This is a genomic window from Thermobaculum sp. T2p, from assembly GCF_059335935.1.
Genome location: NZ_JANZYQ010000005.1, coordinates 91,722 through 107,246, shown reverse-complemented (window position 1 = coordinate 107,246; position 15,525 = coordinate 91,722). Strand labels below are relative to the sequence as shown.

The following is a 15,525-nucleotide window of genomic DNA, read 5'->3' as shown; positions in this document are numbered from 1 at the left end:
GGAAGGAGATCAATGGCGGATATCAATACCATGGAGAGAACACGCTCAACTCGTACGAGGAAATATGAGGTTACTGAGACCAGAAGTGCTACTCAGGAACAATGGGACAATTGGCTTGAGGAAAGCCCCGGAGGTGGACACATTCTTCAGAGCTACGAATGGGGCGAGCACAAAAGCAGGTATGGTTGGAAGCCAGTGCGCTTGACCTTGAGTGATAGCGGCAAGGTAGTGGGGGTTGGGCAGTTTCTGGTGCGCAGGACACCATTTGTTGGTGGGCATGTTATGTACTGTCCTAAGGGGCCGTGGATACCTTGGGATGACGAGGATGCGGTACGCGCTTTCTTCAAAGGTGTAGTTACGGTTGCCAAACGTGAGAAGGCTCATACGGTAAAGATCGAACCAGAGGTTCTGGAAAAGAATGAGCAAGTCAAAGGTGTCCTCAAGGATCTGGGATTTAGAAAGGCTCGATATGACTTGCAGTTCAAGACCACAATGGTGGTGGATCTTACCCCATCGGAAGATGAGATGTTGTCTCGTATGAAGGGCAAGACTCGTTACAACATAAGGTTGGCTCAGAAGAAGGGTGTGCACATCGTTGAGGACGATACTCCACAGGCATTAGAAGATCTATATAACCTTCACAGAATCACTGCCGAAAGGGATGGCTTTGTTCTCAGACCTAAGAGTTACTACATGGCTGCCTGGACGAAGATGAAGGAAGCCGGCAGAGCACGTTTCTTCTTCGCTGAACACGAGGGTGAAAGACTGGCAGGGATGGTAGTTTACACCTTTGGGCACAAGTACTGGTATATGATAGGTGCTTCAAGTAACCAGAAGCGGAACCTAATGCCCACATACCTATTGCAGTGGGAAGTTATGCGTTGGGCTAAGTCCCAGGGGCTTACCTACTATGATATGGTCGCTATACCTAACCCAGATAATCTAAATGAAAGTGATCCGATGTGGGGGCTCTACCGCTTCAAGAGTGGTTTTGGCGGGGAGATAGTTGAATTCCTAGGTATATATGATCTCCATGTCAACAAGCTCCGTGCTTGGGCTTGGTATAACTTTGAGCCCCTCTATTACAGGCTGTATATGCGCCTCAAGAACGATAACTTCTACTAATACCGGAGCTGTTCGTAGACTTGGCTGCTCGTCTTGCTAGGTTTGCTTTCATAATGGCTGTGGCTTTCGTACTTAGTCGTGTGCTCGGGCTGGTACGAGATCAGGTTATCCTAGCCTTGATTGGCCCTGGAAGGGACTATGATGCCTATCTGCTAGCCCTTCAGGTACCAGATCTTCTCTTCATACTGATGTCGGGTGGCGCATTTAGTGCAGCCTTTATCCCTGTTTTTACCCGATTGGTTCAGAGTCATGGGGATGATGAGGCCTGGGATATGGCTAGTGGGGTAATGTGGACTACTGTATCTATAGCCGTAGTCCTTATACTTTTAGTGTGGGTATTCGCACCTCAGATAGTTGCCTATGGAATTGCCAGAAGATCGCATGACCCTTATGTAGTTCAGAAGACTACAGAGCTATTACGTCTGGTAGTATTCCAACCGCTATTTCTGTTGCTGGCTAGCGTGGCTACCGCAGTGCTCCAGTCGTTTGATCGGTTCCTAGTACCCGCTATTGGTCCCATCATCTACAACATCAGCATAATCGTTTCTACGTTGCTTTTCTCAAGATGGCTGGGGATAGACGCAGTTGCCGTTGGGGTAGTAGTGGGAGCTATTTTGTTCTTTCTTATTCAACTCCCTTTTCTCCTGCAAATGGGACTATCTATGAGATTGCAGCCACCGTTTGCAAACCAACATGTTAGACGTACATTTATCCTGCTTGCTCCTAGAATAGTCGGCCAAGCTGCAGTGCAGGTCAATACCATGGTGGCATTATACCTGGCTGCGGGTTTGGGTACAGGTAGAGTAACAGCATTTAGAGTGGCTTCGCTTCTGTTTGCTCTGCCGGTGAGTTTATTTGGCACGAGTGTAGCTACAGCGGCGTTTCCTGCCTTGTCAAGAGAGGCAGGCGCTATGGATATAGCTGCGTACAAGAGTGTGCTCAAGCGTGCTGTCAAGGGTGTTATATTCTTTATATTGCCTGCTAGTGTAGGTATGATGCTTCTAAGAGAGCCTATTATTGCGCTTTTGTTCGAGCGTGGTAAGTTCACCAGAGAGGATACTTTGCTAACTGCGCAGCCATTCTTTTTCTTCGCTGTCGGGATGTGGGCCTATGCTCTTGTCGATATGCTTCCTCGTGCATTTTATGCTTTGCAAGATACGCTTACTCCTCTAAAGGTAGCTTTGGTGACGGTGTTGTTGGATATACTCGTCTCGTTCATGCTCGTTGGCCCTCTTGGTCTACGTGGGCTGGCATTTGCCTTCTCGCTTGCGACGATAATTCAGGTCCTGGCGCTTTCCTACCTGCTTAGATCACGTGTGGGTGAATGGATCGATTCAGAGATGATAAACTTTTTGCTCAAGTGCTGTGTCGCTACTGTTCTTATGGGTGGACTACTTATTCTCCTTAGACCCTGGGTAGTGAATTATCATCTACTGTCTTTCCCTGATTTCCTTGTTAGGCTACTTATTGTTATTGCCGTTGCTGCAGCTGTTTATCTAGGTATTAGCACTGCTCTGGGGCAAAGTGAGGTGAGAGTAGTAGTCAATATGGTTCTAAGAAAGTGAATGCTTGCTTACAGTTGGGAGATGATAGGTGTCTAAAGAACTGATGAATCTTAGCTTTATAGCAGATAGAGATCTCTGGGATAGATTTGTCTCGTCATATGGGGGTAATTTCTTGCAGAGTTGGGAATGGGGAGAAGTCAAGCGCAGGCATGGCTGGCTTCCCCTTCGACTAGCGCTTATTAAAGATGGTACTCCGGTGTTAGCTGCGCAAGTGCTATTCAGGAAGCTTTTCGGTCTCACTGTAGCTTACGTACCCAGAGGTCCAGTTGGAGAGGCTGAAGGCAAAGACTTAGATAGGTTTATCCACGGGCTACATAAGGTGGCTAGGGCTAATCACGCGATCTTTCTGCGTATCGAACCTCCAGGGGAAGTGCCTTGGGCTCGACTGCTAGATGGTGCCGTTATAAGCGAGAACACCATACAACCCCGAGCAACCTTAACGGTTGATCTTTCTGTTGATGAAGAGGCAATTCTTAGGTCTATGAGATCTAAGACGCGATACTATGTGAGGCAGTCTGAGAAGTTGGGGGTTACCGCCAGGGAAGGTTCTTTGGAGGATGTGAAGGTCTTCTATGATTTGTTGAAGGAGACTTCCAGCAGAGCAAGATTTGGTATACACGCTTATGGCTACTACAAAGATGTATACCAGCAGTTTGTGGAGAAAGATCTCGGTAAGCTCATCCTTGCAGAGTGGCGAGGAGAAGTCATAGCCGGAGTGTTCACGATAGCTTTCGGTGATTATGGAGTATACCTGTATGCTGCTTCAAAAACTGATCATCGGGACAAATATCCTAACTACCTGCTGCAGTGGAAGGCTATGCAATGGTGTGCCATGAAAGGCTGTAAAACGTACGATCTCTGGGGAGTTCCTCTAAAGGCTGCTAGGGAACTTATGAATCCTACGGGTGGTGCTCTGGATATTAGTGGGCAAAATGAGGGTCTATGGGGCGTCTATGGCTTCAAGCGACATTTTGGCAGGAATGCAGTTATATATCCCCCTGCCCTTGACTACCCTTATATTCGACCCTTATACCTTGCTTGGTTTAGGCTAAGGGGAACAGAGGGTGAGTAGCTTGTAGCCAAATACTCTTTCAAGGGAGCTGTATATGGGTGCTAGGATCAAAGAGACTTATAGGGATCTCGAGGGTAAAAAAGCTCTGGTGCTTGGATTAGGCGTACATGGAGGAGCACTTGGAGTAGCTAGGTTTCTTGCTGAGCATGGCGCAGAAGTCACTGTAACGGATTTGAGGCCAGAGAGTGAGTTGGCTGAGAGCTTAGAAGCTTTGAAGGATTTGGATCTTAGATACGTGCTGGGGGAGCATAGACCTGAGGACATCCTCTCAGCAGATTTTATAGTACGCAATCCCGCTGTACCCAGAGAGTCCAAATGGCTCGAACTGGCGCGGGAGAACGGGATTCCTGTGCTGATGGAAATGAACCTATTCTGGCGTTATTGCCCCGCTCCGATTACCGCCATTACCGGCTCTAAGGGCAAGAGCACAACCACTTCCTGGCTAGGGCATATCAGTAAGCTTTGGCGCCCTGATACAGTGGTGGCCGGAAATCTTAGAGTTTCTGCCTTGAGTATGCTGCCTCAGATCACTGAGGATACCCCTGTCATCCTTGAACTATCTAGTTGGCAGCTGGAGGCTTTCGAAGCTGGTGGCGAGGCTCCACATGTAAGCTGTATCACGAATATATCCTATGATCACCTCAACAGATACCCGAGCTTCGAGGCCTACTATAACAGTAAAAGGTGGATATATCGCAACCAGAAGACTACTGATTACGCTGTGTTCAACTACGATGACCCTATTGTGTCAAGTTTCGTGGAAGATTGCCTGGCTCAAGTCAGATGGTTTAGTCGTTCGAGCCATGTTAAGCCAGGTGGTTATATAGATAACGACTATATCTATCTAGTTGATGAGACAGGCAGCACTAGGAAACTCCTCCCCGTGCACGAAATCCAGCTACCAGGAGAGCACAATAGGATGAATGCTCTTGCTGCTGCCGTATTGGCCTCGACCATGAACATACCAGATGAATTTATTGTGAAAGGTCTCAGGACTTTCAAGGGGCTTCCTGATAGATTGGAGCTAGTATCGGTTATTGATGGAGTAAAGTACATCAACGATACCACAAGTACTGTACCAGCATCTACAATCGCTGCTATTAAGGCTATTGAAGGTGAAGTGGTGTTGCTGGCTGGGGGAGCCTCCAAGAATGTGCCCTTTGACGAACTAGCTGATTTTATATGTCAGAAGAGGGTTCGTGTTGTTCTATTGGAGGGCTCTGCTACTTTGGATTTGCAAACAGCAATTAACAAAAGGTGCTCTGAGCTAATAGTTGGAACCTTTTCTAGCTTAGAATCTGCACTAGAGGCAGCAAGAAGTGTAGCTAAACCTGGTCACACAGTTTTGCTGTCTCCTGCCTGTGCGAGCTTTGGAATGTTCAGAAACGAGTTCCATAGGGGTCAATTATTTAAGGATCTGGTGCGCAAGATGGAGTGGAAAGGGAATTAGCATGGCTAACACTACCGTCAGGCCTAGGTTTATAGATGCAGGGCCTATCGATAAGTGGATCTTGGCGCCTGTCGTAGGCTTAGTAGCTCTTGGAACTGTAATGATTTACAGCTCAAGTTTCGTTGGTGCCTACATGAATGGTTTGTCTCCCAACTATTTTTTGGTCAGGCACCTCATCTGGCTTTGTATTGGTAGCTTAGCCTTATTTGTTACCAGCAAGATTAACTACCAGTATTGGCGTAGGTACAGCGTGCCACTTATGATCGTGGCTCTACTGGCTTTAGCCTTTGTCGTGTTTGCTCCCGAATCCATAGCTCCGGAGATAAACGGTGCACATAGGTGGATACGTCTGGGCCCGTTGAGCGCGCAGCCCAGCGAGTTCGCAAAGATAGTTTTCATTATATATGCAGCCGATTGGCTATCCCAAAAGGGAGAGAAAGTACGTAATCTTTGGTATGGGCTCATACCATTTGGTATTATTCTGGGTTTCATAATAGGACTGATAATGCTTGAACCCGACATGGGCACATCTATTGTGTTCGCCATGATAGGTGGAGTAATGCTGTTCTGTGCAGGTGCCAAGATAATGCAACTGCTTGCGGGGGCAGCTTTGGCTTTTGCTGCCTTTCTGGTTCTGATCATAGAGGAAAGCTATAGATTGAACAGATTAACTATTTTCCTTGATCCCTGGAAGGACCCCAATGGCTTAGGATTTCACCCAATACAGTCTCTGTTTACCTTGGGTTCAGGAGGACTGATAGGCGAGGGGCTTGGAGCCAGCAGGCAGAAGTTTGGCTGGCTGCCCGAGGCCCATACGGACTCTATTATGGCGGTAATTGGTGATGAGTTGGGGTTTGTGGGAGCCTTGTTTGTGTTAATTCTCATCATAGTAGTGGCAGTCCACGGCTTTAGGACGGCTCTTAGATCTCCTGATGCTTTCGGATCACTCATGGCCACTGGCATAACTACTTGGATAGTTTTCCAGTCCTTTCTGAACGTTGGCGTAGTCACTCTTACTGTACCTTTCACAGGTGTTCCAATGCCATTTATATCTTTCGGGGGGTCCTCACTAGTTGTATTGATGTCGGCGGTGGGCATCTTATTAAACCTTAGTAAGTACGCTCAGCCTGTGGCTGAGGACAGAAAGGAACTACGTAGACGCAAGTTGCTGTTGCGCAGAGGGATATCATGACGGAGTGGACACTACCTGCAATAGCTCTGTTAGCCCCAATACTAGGAATTGGTGCCTATTATGGGTACCGAAGGACGTTCATGTGTGAGCTTGTAACCGCTTGTGCCCTCATATTCCTTCTGGTGGCTTTTGGTAAATTAAATGAACTCTTCTTGCACTTGATAAGGTTACTATCCGGATTTTTGACGAAGCTTCTAGTAGCGGTAGGTATCCATGGCGCTAATTTAAGGGATATGATCGATGGGATGCCTCAAGCCCTTTTACGAATAGCATTCCTAATAATTTCCCTGTACGCTGCTTATTGGCTGGGAGGCTATTTACGTTCCCCTTCGGAGGAGAGACTTTCTAGATTTCTAGGAGCCCTTATAGGAGCAGTAAACGTGTTGTTTGTGCTAGCTATCGTCGGCCAAAGGGCTGTAGATATCTTGGGTGCAAGGAGAGTACATAGCCTCCTATTGTTTCCTGGTTCGGAGAGAGGATTGAGCATCAAGGTACCACCTTTGCCTGAGCCCTCCATGCTTTCTCAGTGGAGCTATTATGCAGCACTTGCCGTAATAGTGCTACTATTCGTATGGGGTTTGTCCAGATTGTCGAGGTTTAGGGGATAGTCGAAGTGAAAGTTCACTTCGTGGGCATTGGTGGTAGTGGTATGAGCTCTCTTGCCGGTATATTAGTCGGCGCAGGGGAGGTGGTCACTGGTTGTGATCGTGTATTGAACGCTCAGACTGCTGAGTTGGAGCGTAAGGGAGTAACAATTTGGCAAGGTCATGATGAAAGTCACCTTGACGACGTGGATTGTGTGGTAGTGACTAAGCCTGTAATGAATACTTCCGAGGTGCTATCAGCTGTCGAGAAGGGTCTCAAGGTAGTTGATAGGGCAGAACTACTTGGTCACCTGATGAACGGCAAAAGAGGCATCGCTATAGCCGGCACCCATGGTAAGACCACTACAACAGCCCTCGTTGCCGAGATACTGATCAGGAGTGGTGTTGATCCCACTGTATTAGTAGGTGGCGTGCCAGTGGGGTGGGAGATCGGTGGACGCTATGGCAAGGATGAGTGGATGGTTGCCGAAGCAGATGAGTATGCTCGATCTTTTTTATGGCTGCATCCGGAGTTAGCAGTGATAACTAATATAGAACACGATCATCCAGACATCTTCCCCACGGAATGTGAGCTTGTCGATGCTTTCTCCAGTTTTCTCAGGGGTATGAAGTCTGATGGGAAAGTCTTTGTTTGTAAAGAGAGTAGGCTAGCTGTGGAGGTTGTAGAGGGCATAGCATCCGCGAGTCGCTTGTATTACCAGACTTACGGTATTGACGCTGGTTGTGACTGGTCGACTCGAGTAACTAGGAAAGTTGGTGGTGTTACCTATTTTGATATAACTGGTCCCGGCTTCATGCTCGATGGGCTCAAAACCAGCTTACCTGGAAGGCATAACTTGATAAATATAGTTGGTGCTGTGGCAGTAGGCATAAACGCAGGTGCTTCACCTGAGGGCGTAAAATCAGCTATACAAGAGTTTCGCGGTGTAAAGAGAAGGTTTGAGTACAAAGGCGAGTCCAGGGGCGTAATTGTGCTGGACGACTATGCCCATCATCCTACGGAGATAGCAGCAACCATTAGTGCGGCCCGCGAATACTATCCAGGTCGCCAGGTATTTGTAGCATTTCAGCCACATACATATAGTCGTACCAAGACGTTCCTAGCTCACTTTGCTGAAGCTCTCAAACTGGCAGATAAAGTATTCTTGCTGGACGTATATGCTGCCCGCGAGCAACCAGACCCTGACTTCAATCTGGATATATTGGTAAAGATGATAGGTGATAGCGCTGAGCGCGTTGGGAATGTAGAGGAGGCTTCCCACATTATACCTAGGTTCTTAGTTGACAACTCTGTGCTGATTACTATGGGGGCCGGGGATGTAACTAATCTTGGCCCTAAGATCTTGGAAGAGTTCGGAGAAATATAGCTTTGAGTCCTAGTCAAATAGTTACGCCGAAAATAGAGTATGATGAACCCCTTTGGAAACATACCTCGGTCAAGGTCGGCGGCCCTGCAAGGTTATTTACTCGTGTCAAGGGGAGCGAGGAACTACTCAATGCTGTCCGTTGGGCTATAGCAGAGAATGTGCCTTTTATGGTAATTGGGTCTGGGAGCAATATCGTAGTTGCTGACGCAGGTTTTAACGGACTTGTCATAAATTCCATAAGTAGAGATGTGAGAGTCGTCCGGGAAGAGAATGATCAGGTCATAGTCGAGCTTGATGCTGGCACTTTTCTCCCCACTGCTGCTAAGAAGCTTGCTTCGCTTGGGCTAGCTGGCTTGGAGTGGGGAGTGGGTATTCCTGGGACAGTGGGAGGTGCTGTTGTAGGTAACGCGGGTGCCTATGGTGGTGATACAGCGGAGCACCTGGTAGATATTGATGCAATAGATGTCAGAGGGGAGTTTATAACTCTTACTAATGAAGAGCTTGCTTTTCAATACAGGAGTAGTGCGATCAAGCGAGGGGAAATCGAGATTGCGGCGGTAATAAGAGCCCGCTACAGGGTGTTTAGAGCTGATCCAAACCTTATCAACATCAAGATTAGACACTTTCTTATGGAGAGAAAGCGAAAAGAACCGGTGGAGCCGAGTATAGGATCAACTTTTAAAAATCCACCGGGCAATTATGCCGGGGCCATTATAGAATCAGCTGGTCTAAAGGGACTTCGAGTCGGCGGTGCGATGGTATCTCCAAAGCACGCTAACTATATCATAAATACTGGTAACGCTACTGCCTCTGACATAAGAGAACTGGTGGAAATGATTCGAGCTTTGGTATTGGAAAGAAAAGGTATAAGGCTTGAGACAGAGATAGAGTTCAAGGGAGATTGGGAGTGAAGAGGTACAGGTTACTTCTGTTGTTCGGTGGGAGATCAGCAGAACATGATGTATCGGTAGCTAGCGCTATATCTATGATGAAGGCGCTCAAAGATAGCAATATAGATATTCTCCCTTGTGGTATCACTAGAGAGGGGGCTTGGAAGGTTGGTGAGGAGGCGGTCAAGATGCTCGCCTCCTCTACTCTTTTCGCTGGCGATTCAGATGTTGGGGATATCGTCCCTGTAGACTCACAGCCTAGGAGTGTTCCTGAAGCCCTGAGCTTTGTTGATGTAGTCTTTCCCCTGCTGCATGGCCCCTATGGGGAAGATGGCACTGTTCAGGGCTTTCTTGAGTTAGTTAACGTACCATATGTTGGCTCCGGAGTTTTGGGCTCCTCCCTGAGCATGGACAAGATAGCTATGAAGAAGATGTTTGAGTCTGAGGGACTACCGATCACAAGATACTTAGGGGTACTCAGAAGTGACTGGCTCGCCAACCCTGAAAGCATTATTTCTAAGATTGAGTCGGAGCTTGAGTATCCAGTCTTCGTCAAGCCTGCAAATCTTGGGTCAAGTATAGGAATTACAAAAGCTAAAGATAGAAGCTCCTTACTACAGGCACTAGAATTAGCTTCAAAGTATGATCGTAGGCTGATAGTTGAGCAGGGAGTTGATGCTAGAGAGCTCGAATGTGCGGTTCTCGGAAACGATTACCCAGAGGCATCTGTTGTAGGAGAGATACTACCAGGAGATGAATTTTATACCTTCGAAGCTAAGTATATAAGCGAGTCATCTAAAACTATCATTCCAGCAAATATACCATCAAGTATTTCTGATGAAATCAGAGATTACGCAGTTAGAGCCTTCAAGGCTGTGGACGCCGCAGGTCTGGCAAGAGTAGATTTTTTCCTAACTAGGGAAAATAAAGTCCTTGTAAACGAGATAAATACAATACCAGGATTCACACCTATTAGTATGTATCCTAAGCTATGGGAAGCTTCTGGGCTATCTTACCCTGATCTTGTGAGAAAACTGCTGGATCTAGCTATGGAGAGGCACGCTGACAAGCAGCATAGGGTTATCCCTCTTTGGGAGGCTTCATAGTATGACCACTTTTGTATGGTCTATATTGGCAAGTTTGCTAGCTAAGGATAGATCTCATGTCAAGCCGAAGCTAAGCTGGAAGCAAAAGCTTCTGAGACTTTCTCTTGTGCTTGGATTTGTTGGTGCCTTGGTTCTCCTTTGGAAGGTTTATAACTCTGACCTACTGCGGGTTCGTGAAGTTGAGGTTAGGGGGGTAAGCCATCTCACAGAGAGCTATGTGATCCAAAGATCTGGGATATTAGGCGCAAATATTCTGACCTTAAATACCAGCGAGGTAGAAGCTAGACTAAGGGACATTCCATATGTAGAGACTGCTAAAGTCAGTAGAGGTTTATCTAACAAAGTGTATATTGATATAGTTGAGAGGCAACCTGCCATAGTTTGGGTGTCTGGTGGAAGTAAATTTCTTGTGGATAGTTCCGGGAAGGTGCTGGAAGAGGTATCTGCTACACCAAGGATGCCTCTATTGGAGGCTACTACCAAGGATAGTGTGCATCCAGGAAGCAGCTTGGATCCTAAGCTAGTTGCTTCCACCCTCACTCTGTTTTCAGGTCTCCCTGAAGATATCAGGGCTAGTGTGGAGAAGGTCAAATACGCACCAGGTGTGGGATACGAGATAATATCTTCTGCTGGATGGACTGCTGTAGTGGGTGATGATGACAAGCTTGAAGCCAAGGTTGCTATACTGTCCAAGATATTAACTTTGGGTAATGTGTCATTTATTGACGTGAGCACACCTGCAACTCCCTATTACAGGCTGCGAAAAAGTTAAAATTGAGTAAATTTCTTATCACACATGCATTGGAATACATGCTATACTGTCGGCATCCACGATAATAACTTCCATTCGACAACAGTCCTTTAGCCTTTATGGGAGCAGGTTATGCCAAAGCCTAAGGTAATGGTTGGCATCGATATAGGCACCACCAAGGTGTGTACTTTGGTGGTAGAGGTTGCCGAAGGTGCCCCAATGAAGGTGCTTGGCGTAGGGCTCTCTTCAAGCCAGGGCATATCCAAGGGTGTAATTACAGATATCGATGCTGCTACCGAGGCCTTGGCAAGCTCGGTAGATAAGGCAGAGCGACTATCAGGTTATAAGATAGGCTCAGCTGTAGTTGGTATATCTGGGGCTCACGTAAACTGTCTGCAAAGTCATGGGGAGCTCCTACTTCCAGATGGGGGTTATATAAACTCTGGAGATGTAGAGAAGGTTTTGCAATCAGCCCGTCACATAGACCTGCCTCCGCAGAAAGAAGTTCTGCATGTTATACCCCGCCACTACAAAGTAGATGGTAATAATGGTATCAAGGACCCAATAGGGCTTAGTGGCTTTAAACTGGAAGTCGATGCCCATGTGATTGCTGCTCATGTGGGGGCTGTGCAGAACCTGTTGAAGGTGGTCCATAGAGTTGGATTAGAAGTTGACGATCTTGTATTACAGCCGTTGGCAAGCAGTTGCTGTGTGCTTACAGAGCCTGAACGCGATCTGGGAGTTATGCTTATAGATATTGGTGGCGGTACCACCGATGTAGCTATATTTGTTGAAGATGCTATATGGCACACAGCTGTAATACCTCTGGGAGGTAATAACATAACTAATGACCTCTCAATAGTTTTGGGTATAAAGACAGATGTAGCAGAGAAAATTAAGGTAGAATCAGCGGATGTATCTGGCGAGGAGGAGTTGGATTCTAGTTCTCTGCCTGGTTTGGGTTCTACGTTGAGGGTTGAGGGGTTATCTGATGGGGAATACAAGACTATATCCCGAAACCTTGTGAATGAGATAGTTGACTCTCGGATCAGCGAGATTTTTGCTCTGGTCTTGAGTGAGCTAAGACGTAGCGGATATGATGATATGGTGCCAGCTGGTGCCGTTCTAACGGGAGGCACGGCTCAACTTAAAGGCATAGTCGATAAGGCGGAGAAGGTACTTGATATGCCTGTAAGACTAGGAGCCCCCGAGGGGTTGTCGGGGTTAGCAGAAGCCGTACACAATCCGGCTTTTTCCACATCGGTAGGACTCCCATTGTGGCGCTTTAGGTCAGAGGCTGCGGCTTCTAGGTTAAGTAAATTGCCTGAGCGTCGCTCTGGGGCTGCCAAATTGGTAGGCTGGTTCAGAGAATTTTTACCATAAGAATTTTGAATAGAAAGTATTTTTGTTAGAGGAGAAATGCCAGTGGGTCCGGAAGAGAACATTCATAAACTTGTTAGAAGCGATAGCCAGTCATCCTATTCATCCTTTGCCGATAGCAATCGTCTGGCCGTTATAAAAGTCATTGGGGTAGGTGGAGCCGGGGGAAATGCCGTCAGCCGCATGATAGATGCAGAAGTTAAAGACGTCGAATTCATCGTTATGAATACAGACGCACAGGATATTCTTCACTCTGAAGCCGACGTCAGGATATCTATAGGAGATAAGTTGACTAAGGGACTAGGTGCTGGCGGAGATCCGTCAGTAGGAGCGAAAGCGGCAGAAGAGAGCCAGGATGAGATCTATGATGCCCTTAAGGGTGCTGATATGGTTTTCATAACGGCTGGTATGGGCGGCGGTACTGGCACCGGGGCATCTCCTATCGTGGCTCAGATAGCGCGTGATGTTGGGGCGCTTACCGTAGGGGTGGTGACGCGGCCATTCTCCTTTGAAGGCTCTAAGAGGCGAGCTGTTGCAGAGGAAGGTATACAGCGTCTGAAGGAGCATGTGGATACCCTAATAGTTATACCCAACGATAGGATTCTACAGCTGGTTGAAAAGCGTACTACCGTCAAAGAAGCCTTCCACATGGCAGATGATGTACTTAGGCAGGCTATCCAGGGTATAAGTGAACTTATTACAGAGCATGGCAACATCAACTGTGATTTCGCTGATGTTAAGGCTATTATGAGCAATGCTGGATCTGCCCTGATGGCCATAGGTAGAGGAACAGGAGAAAACAGAGCAGTAGAGGCAGCACGAGCAGCTATCGAAAGTCCTCTCCTGGAGCTGTCTATAGAGGGTGCTAAGGGAGTGCTCTTCAACATAACGGGTAGCGAAGATCTGGGAATGCTCGAGCTACATGAGGCCGCCCAACTTATACAAGAAGCAGCGGATCCGGAGGCAAACATTATATTCGGTCACGTTATAGATAATAGGCTGCAGGATGAGGTCAAGATCACGCTTATAGCCACAGGGTTCGATAACGTCAAGCGGGTTCCGAGCAACAAACCGGTATCTATCCAGAAGGAGTCACAAACCCAGAAGCCTCCAGCTCAAGAGGACTATGATATACCGGCATTTCTCCGCCTCAGACAGAGGTAGAGCAAAAGAAATTTTGATTAGGGGGTGATGCAGTCGCATCACCCCCTAATTTTTTAGGTCTTCATAAAGTAAAAAGTGGTTTTTAAGTACTATCCATGTTAGGGTATTTGTCGTATTTAGAAGGAGAGTAGGGTTATAAAGTCATTTCTAGCGATCAGGCTGTATGTTCTTATCCTAGCTATGGCCCTACTAGTTAGTAGTTGCGGCTCAGGCAAAAGAAATAATTCGCAGACCCCACCAATCTCAGTTACCACTACTGCATCTAGACTACTACCACCATCTGCAACTTTGATCACCTTATCATCACCTACCCCTGAGGTAGTACCAACTCCCAAACAGCAGCTTATGCAACCTAGTCCTACTGCTATCTCCGAGACGACCCCGATAGAGCAGGTCAATTCACGTTATGTAGTAGATGTAAGGAAAGTAAATAGGATTATAGGGCGTGGTAAGGTTAGATACTTTTTCTCTCGACCAGATATAAAACCACCTACCGTCACTGTTCGAGCCTCTTCTAAATCCATGGCGCATGATTATATCTTTATAGCACCTAAGAAGGGCCCTGGGCAGTCCGGCCCCATGATTGTTGATAACCAGGGCGAGGTGGTGTGGTTTCTCCCCATGAGAGCTGGTAAGCGTGTTCTAGATTTCAAGGTACAGAATTACAAGGGTAATCCTGTACTTACTTGGTGGGAGGGAGCGTTGGATATGAATTTGGGGAGTGGAAAGGGTGATTTCGTGATAATGAATATGCACTATAGGGAAATAGCTAGAGTTAAGGCAGGAAATGGTTATTATGGGGATCTCCATGAATTTCTGATTACTCCAGAAGGAACAGCCTTATTCTTAATTTATCATCCTGTTACTAAGGATCTGTCGGACTTAGGAGGAGCAAAGAACACCCGAGTAATAGATGGTATTGTACAGGAGGTGGATATAGAATCCGGTAGAGTGCTTTTTGAGTGGCATAGCTTGGAGCATGTAGGGCTAGATGAATCTTATGTTCCTGTGCCTAAGAATTCTGGCCAGCGTTACGATTACTTCCATGCTAACTCTATAGCTCTAGATAAAGATGGTAACTTGTTAGTCTCTGGAAGGCATACATGGGCAGCTTATAAGATCGATCGAGATACTGGCAATATCATTTGGAGGTTGGGAGGTAAGAAGAGCGACTTTGCTTTCGAATCCAAAGCCAAGTTTGCTTATCAACATGATGTGCGTCGCCAACCGGATGGTACCATTACCTTGTTTGATAATGTTGCAGACTCAAGGAAGAATGGGAAGTCTCGTGGGCTTGTTCTTAGGGTTGATGAGCAATCCAAAAGGGTTGAACTTGTAAAGGAGTATATACATCCAGATGGAATCCTATCTATGACCCAAGGTAATATGCAAATTTTACCGAATGGGCATGTGTTTATAGGTTGGGGATCGGAGCCTTTCTTCTCTGAATTTAACCATGAGGGGAAACTTTTGTTCGATGCTCAACTACCAGCAGGTTACGATAACTATCGATCATATAGATTTGAGTGGTCTGGTGAGCCGGAAAGTGCTCCTAGAATTGTCGCGCAGCGTAATCGAGGTCAAGATAAGGTAACTATATACGTTAGTTGGAATGGTGCTACAAATGTCCACAAATGGGAGGTGCTGGCGGGTAATACCCCAGGTAGCTTGATGTCTTTAGGCGTATCTACAAAGATGGGGTTTGAAACAGCTATCCTCCTCAAGACTAATAAACAGTACTTTGCGGTTAGGGCCCTAGATGAAAATGGAAACGTGATAGGGAAGTCGTCAGTAGTCAAGATAACGAACATGGGTAGAGATTAGTCTCTACACATTCCTGTAAAAGTTGGCATCTATC

General features: G+C 46.8%; 14 protein-coding genes. 13 read left to right on the top strand and 1 reads right to left on the bottom strand.

The annotated features are described in order from the left end of the window. The first annotated feature begins 12 nt into the window (after positions 1 to 12). The 12 genes from N2245_RS02505 (at position 13) to ftsZ (ending at position 13,667) form a co-directional block, all read left to right on the top strand. Positions 13 to 1,125 carry a lipid II:glycine glycyltransferase FemX gene (locus tag N2245_RS02505; protein ID WP_494535150.1) on the top strand — a complete coding sequence of 371 codons (1,113 nt, stop codon included), beginning with the start codon at positions 13 to 15 and terminating at the stop codon, positions 1,123 to 1,125. Positions 1,126 to 1,145: 20 nt separating this feature from the next. Then, positions 1,146 to 2,690: a murein biosynthesis integral membrane protein MurJ gene (murJ, locus tag N2245_RS02500; RefSeq protein WP_494535149.1), complete on the top strand. Its 1,545-nt coding sequence runs from the start codon at positions 1,146 to 1,148 to the stop codon at positions 2,688 to 2,690. 28 nt (positions 2,691 to 2,718) lie between these two features. Further along, complete coding sequence (locus N2245_RS02495; protein WP_494535148.1) at positions 2,719 to 3,762, top strand: lipid II:glycine glycyltransferase FemX; 1,044 nt, start codon at positions 2,719 to 2,721, stop codon at positions 3,760 to 3,762. A gap of 34 nt (positions 3,763 to 3,796) precedes the next feature. Beyond that, positions 3,797 to 5,212, top strand: a complete 1,416-nt coding sequence (gene murD / locus N2245_RS02490; RefSeq protein ID WP_494535147.1) for a UDP-N-acetylmuramoyl-L-alanine--D-glutamate ligase — start codon at positions 3,797 to 3,799, stop codon at positions 5,210 to 5,212. Between the two features lies 1 nt (position 5,213). After that, a complete protein-coding gene (gene ftsW / locus N2245_RS02485; protein ID WP_494535146.1) occupies positions 5,214 to 6,404 on the top strand; it encodes a putative lipid II flippase FtsW in 1,191 nt (396 codons plus the stop codon). After that, positions 6,401 to 7,012, top strand: coding sequence for a hypothetical protein (locus tag N2245_RS02480; RefSeq protein ID WP_494535145.1), 612 nt, complete (start codon positions 6,401 to 6,403; stop codon positions 7,010 to 7,012). Before ftsW ends, N2245_RS02480 begins: the two co-directional genes overlap by 4 nt. A 5-nt stretch (positions 7,013 to 7,017) precedes the next feature. Beyond that, on the top strand, positions 7,018 to 8,376 hold the full coding sequence (gene murC, locus N2245_RS02475; protein WP_494535144.1) for a UDP-N-acetylmuramate--L-alanine ligase: 1,359 nt from the start codon (positions 7,018 to 7,020) through the stop codon (positions 8,374 to 8,376). A 2-nt stretch (positions 8,377 to 8,378) separates the two neighbouring features. Beyond that, positions 8,379 to 9,287, top strand: coding sequence for a UDP-N-acetylmuramate dehydrogenase (gene murB, locus N2245_RS02470; RefSeq protein ID WP_494535143.1), 909 nt, complete (start codon positions 8,379 to 8,381; stop codon positions 9,285 to 9,287). Further along, entirely contained in the window at positions 9,284 to 10,372 is a 1,089-nt protein-coding gene (locus tag N2245_RS02465) for a D-alanine--D-alanine ligase family protein (RefSeq protein ID WP_494535142.1), read from the top strand. The genes murB and N2245_RS02465 overlap by 4 nt, the downstream gene beginning before the upstream one ends. A 1-nt stretch (position 10,373) precedes the next feature. Further along, positions 10,374 to 11,144 carry a cell division protein FtsQ/DivIB gene (locus N2245_RS02460; protein ID WP_494535141.1) on the top strand — a complete coding sequence of 257 codons (771 nt, stop codon included), beginning with the start codon at positions 10,374 to 10,376 and terminating at the stop codon, positions 11,142 to 11,144. 111 nt (positions 11,145 to 11,255) lie between these two features. Beyond that, positions 11,256 to 12,506, top strand: coding sequence for a cell division protein FtsA (gene ftsA, locus N2245_RS02455; protein ID WP_494535140.1), 1,251 nt, complete (start codon positions 11,256 to 11,258; stop codon positions 12,504 to 12,506). A gap of 60 nt (positions 12,507 to 12,566) precedes the next feature. Then, positions 12,567 to 13,667, top strand: coding sequence for a cell division protein FtsZ (ftsZ, locus tag N2245_RS02450; RefSeq protein WP_494535225.1), 1,101 nt, complete (start codon positions 12,567 to 12,569; stop codon positions 13,665 to 13,667). Positions 13,668 to 13,783: 116 nt separating this feature from the next. On the opposite strand, the gene N2245_RS02445 is transcribed toward ftsZ, so the two are convergent. Next, positions 13,784 to 13,963 (bottom strand): hypothetical protein, encoded by a 180-nt coding sequence (locus N2245_RS02445; RefSeq protein WP_494535139.1) that lies wholly within the window; start codon positions 13,961 to 13,963, stop codon positions 13,784 to 13,786. Positions 13,964 to 14,012: 49 nt separating this feature from the next. Here N2245_RS02445 and N2245_RS02440 point away from each other — a divergent pair, with 49 nt between their 5' ends. Beyond that, positions 14,013 to 15,491 carry an arylsulfotransferase family protein gene (locus N2245_RS02440; protein ID WP_494535138.1) on the top strand — a complete coding sequence of 493 codons (1,479 nt, stop codon included), beginning with the start codon at positions 14,013 to 14,015 and terminating at the stop codon, positions 15,489 to 15,491. Positions 15,492 to 15,525: the final 34 nt, after the last annotated feature.

Bases quoted from the DNA above. Each gene is read 5' to 3' on its own strand.
- N2245_RS02505 (WP_494535150.1), top strand. From the start codon at position 13: ATGGCGGATATCAATACCATGGAGAGAACACGCTCAACTCGTACGAGG.
- murD (WP_494535147.1), top strand. From the start codon at position 3,797: ATGGGTGCTAGGATCAAAGAGACTTATAGGGATCTCGAGGGTAAAAAA.
- ftsW (WP_494535146.1), top strand. From the start codon at position 5,214: ATGGCTAACACTACCGTCAGGCCTAGGTTTATAGATGCAGGGCCTATC.
- N2245_RS02480 (WP_494535145.1), top strand. From the start codon at position 6,401: ATGACGGAGTGGACACTACCTGCAATAGCTCTGTTAGCCCCAATACTA.
- N2245_RS02460 (WP_494535141.1), top strand. From the start codon at position 10,374: ATGACCACTTTTGTATGGTCTATATTGGCAAGTTTGCTAGCTAAGGAT.
- ftsA (WP_494535140.1), top strand. From the start codon at position 11,256: ATGCCAAAGCCTAAGGTAATGGTTGGCATCGATATAGGCACCACCAAG.
- N2245_RS02440 (WP_494535138.1), top strand. From the start codon at position 14,013: ATGCAACCTAGTCCTACTGCTATCTCCGAGACGACCCCGATAGAGCAG.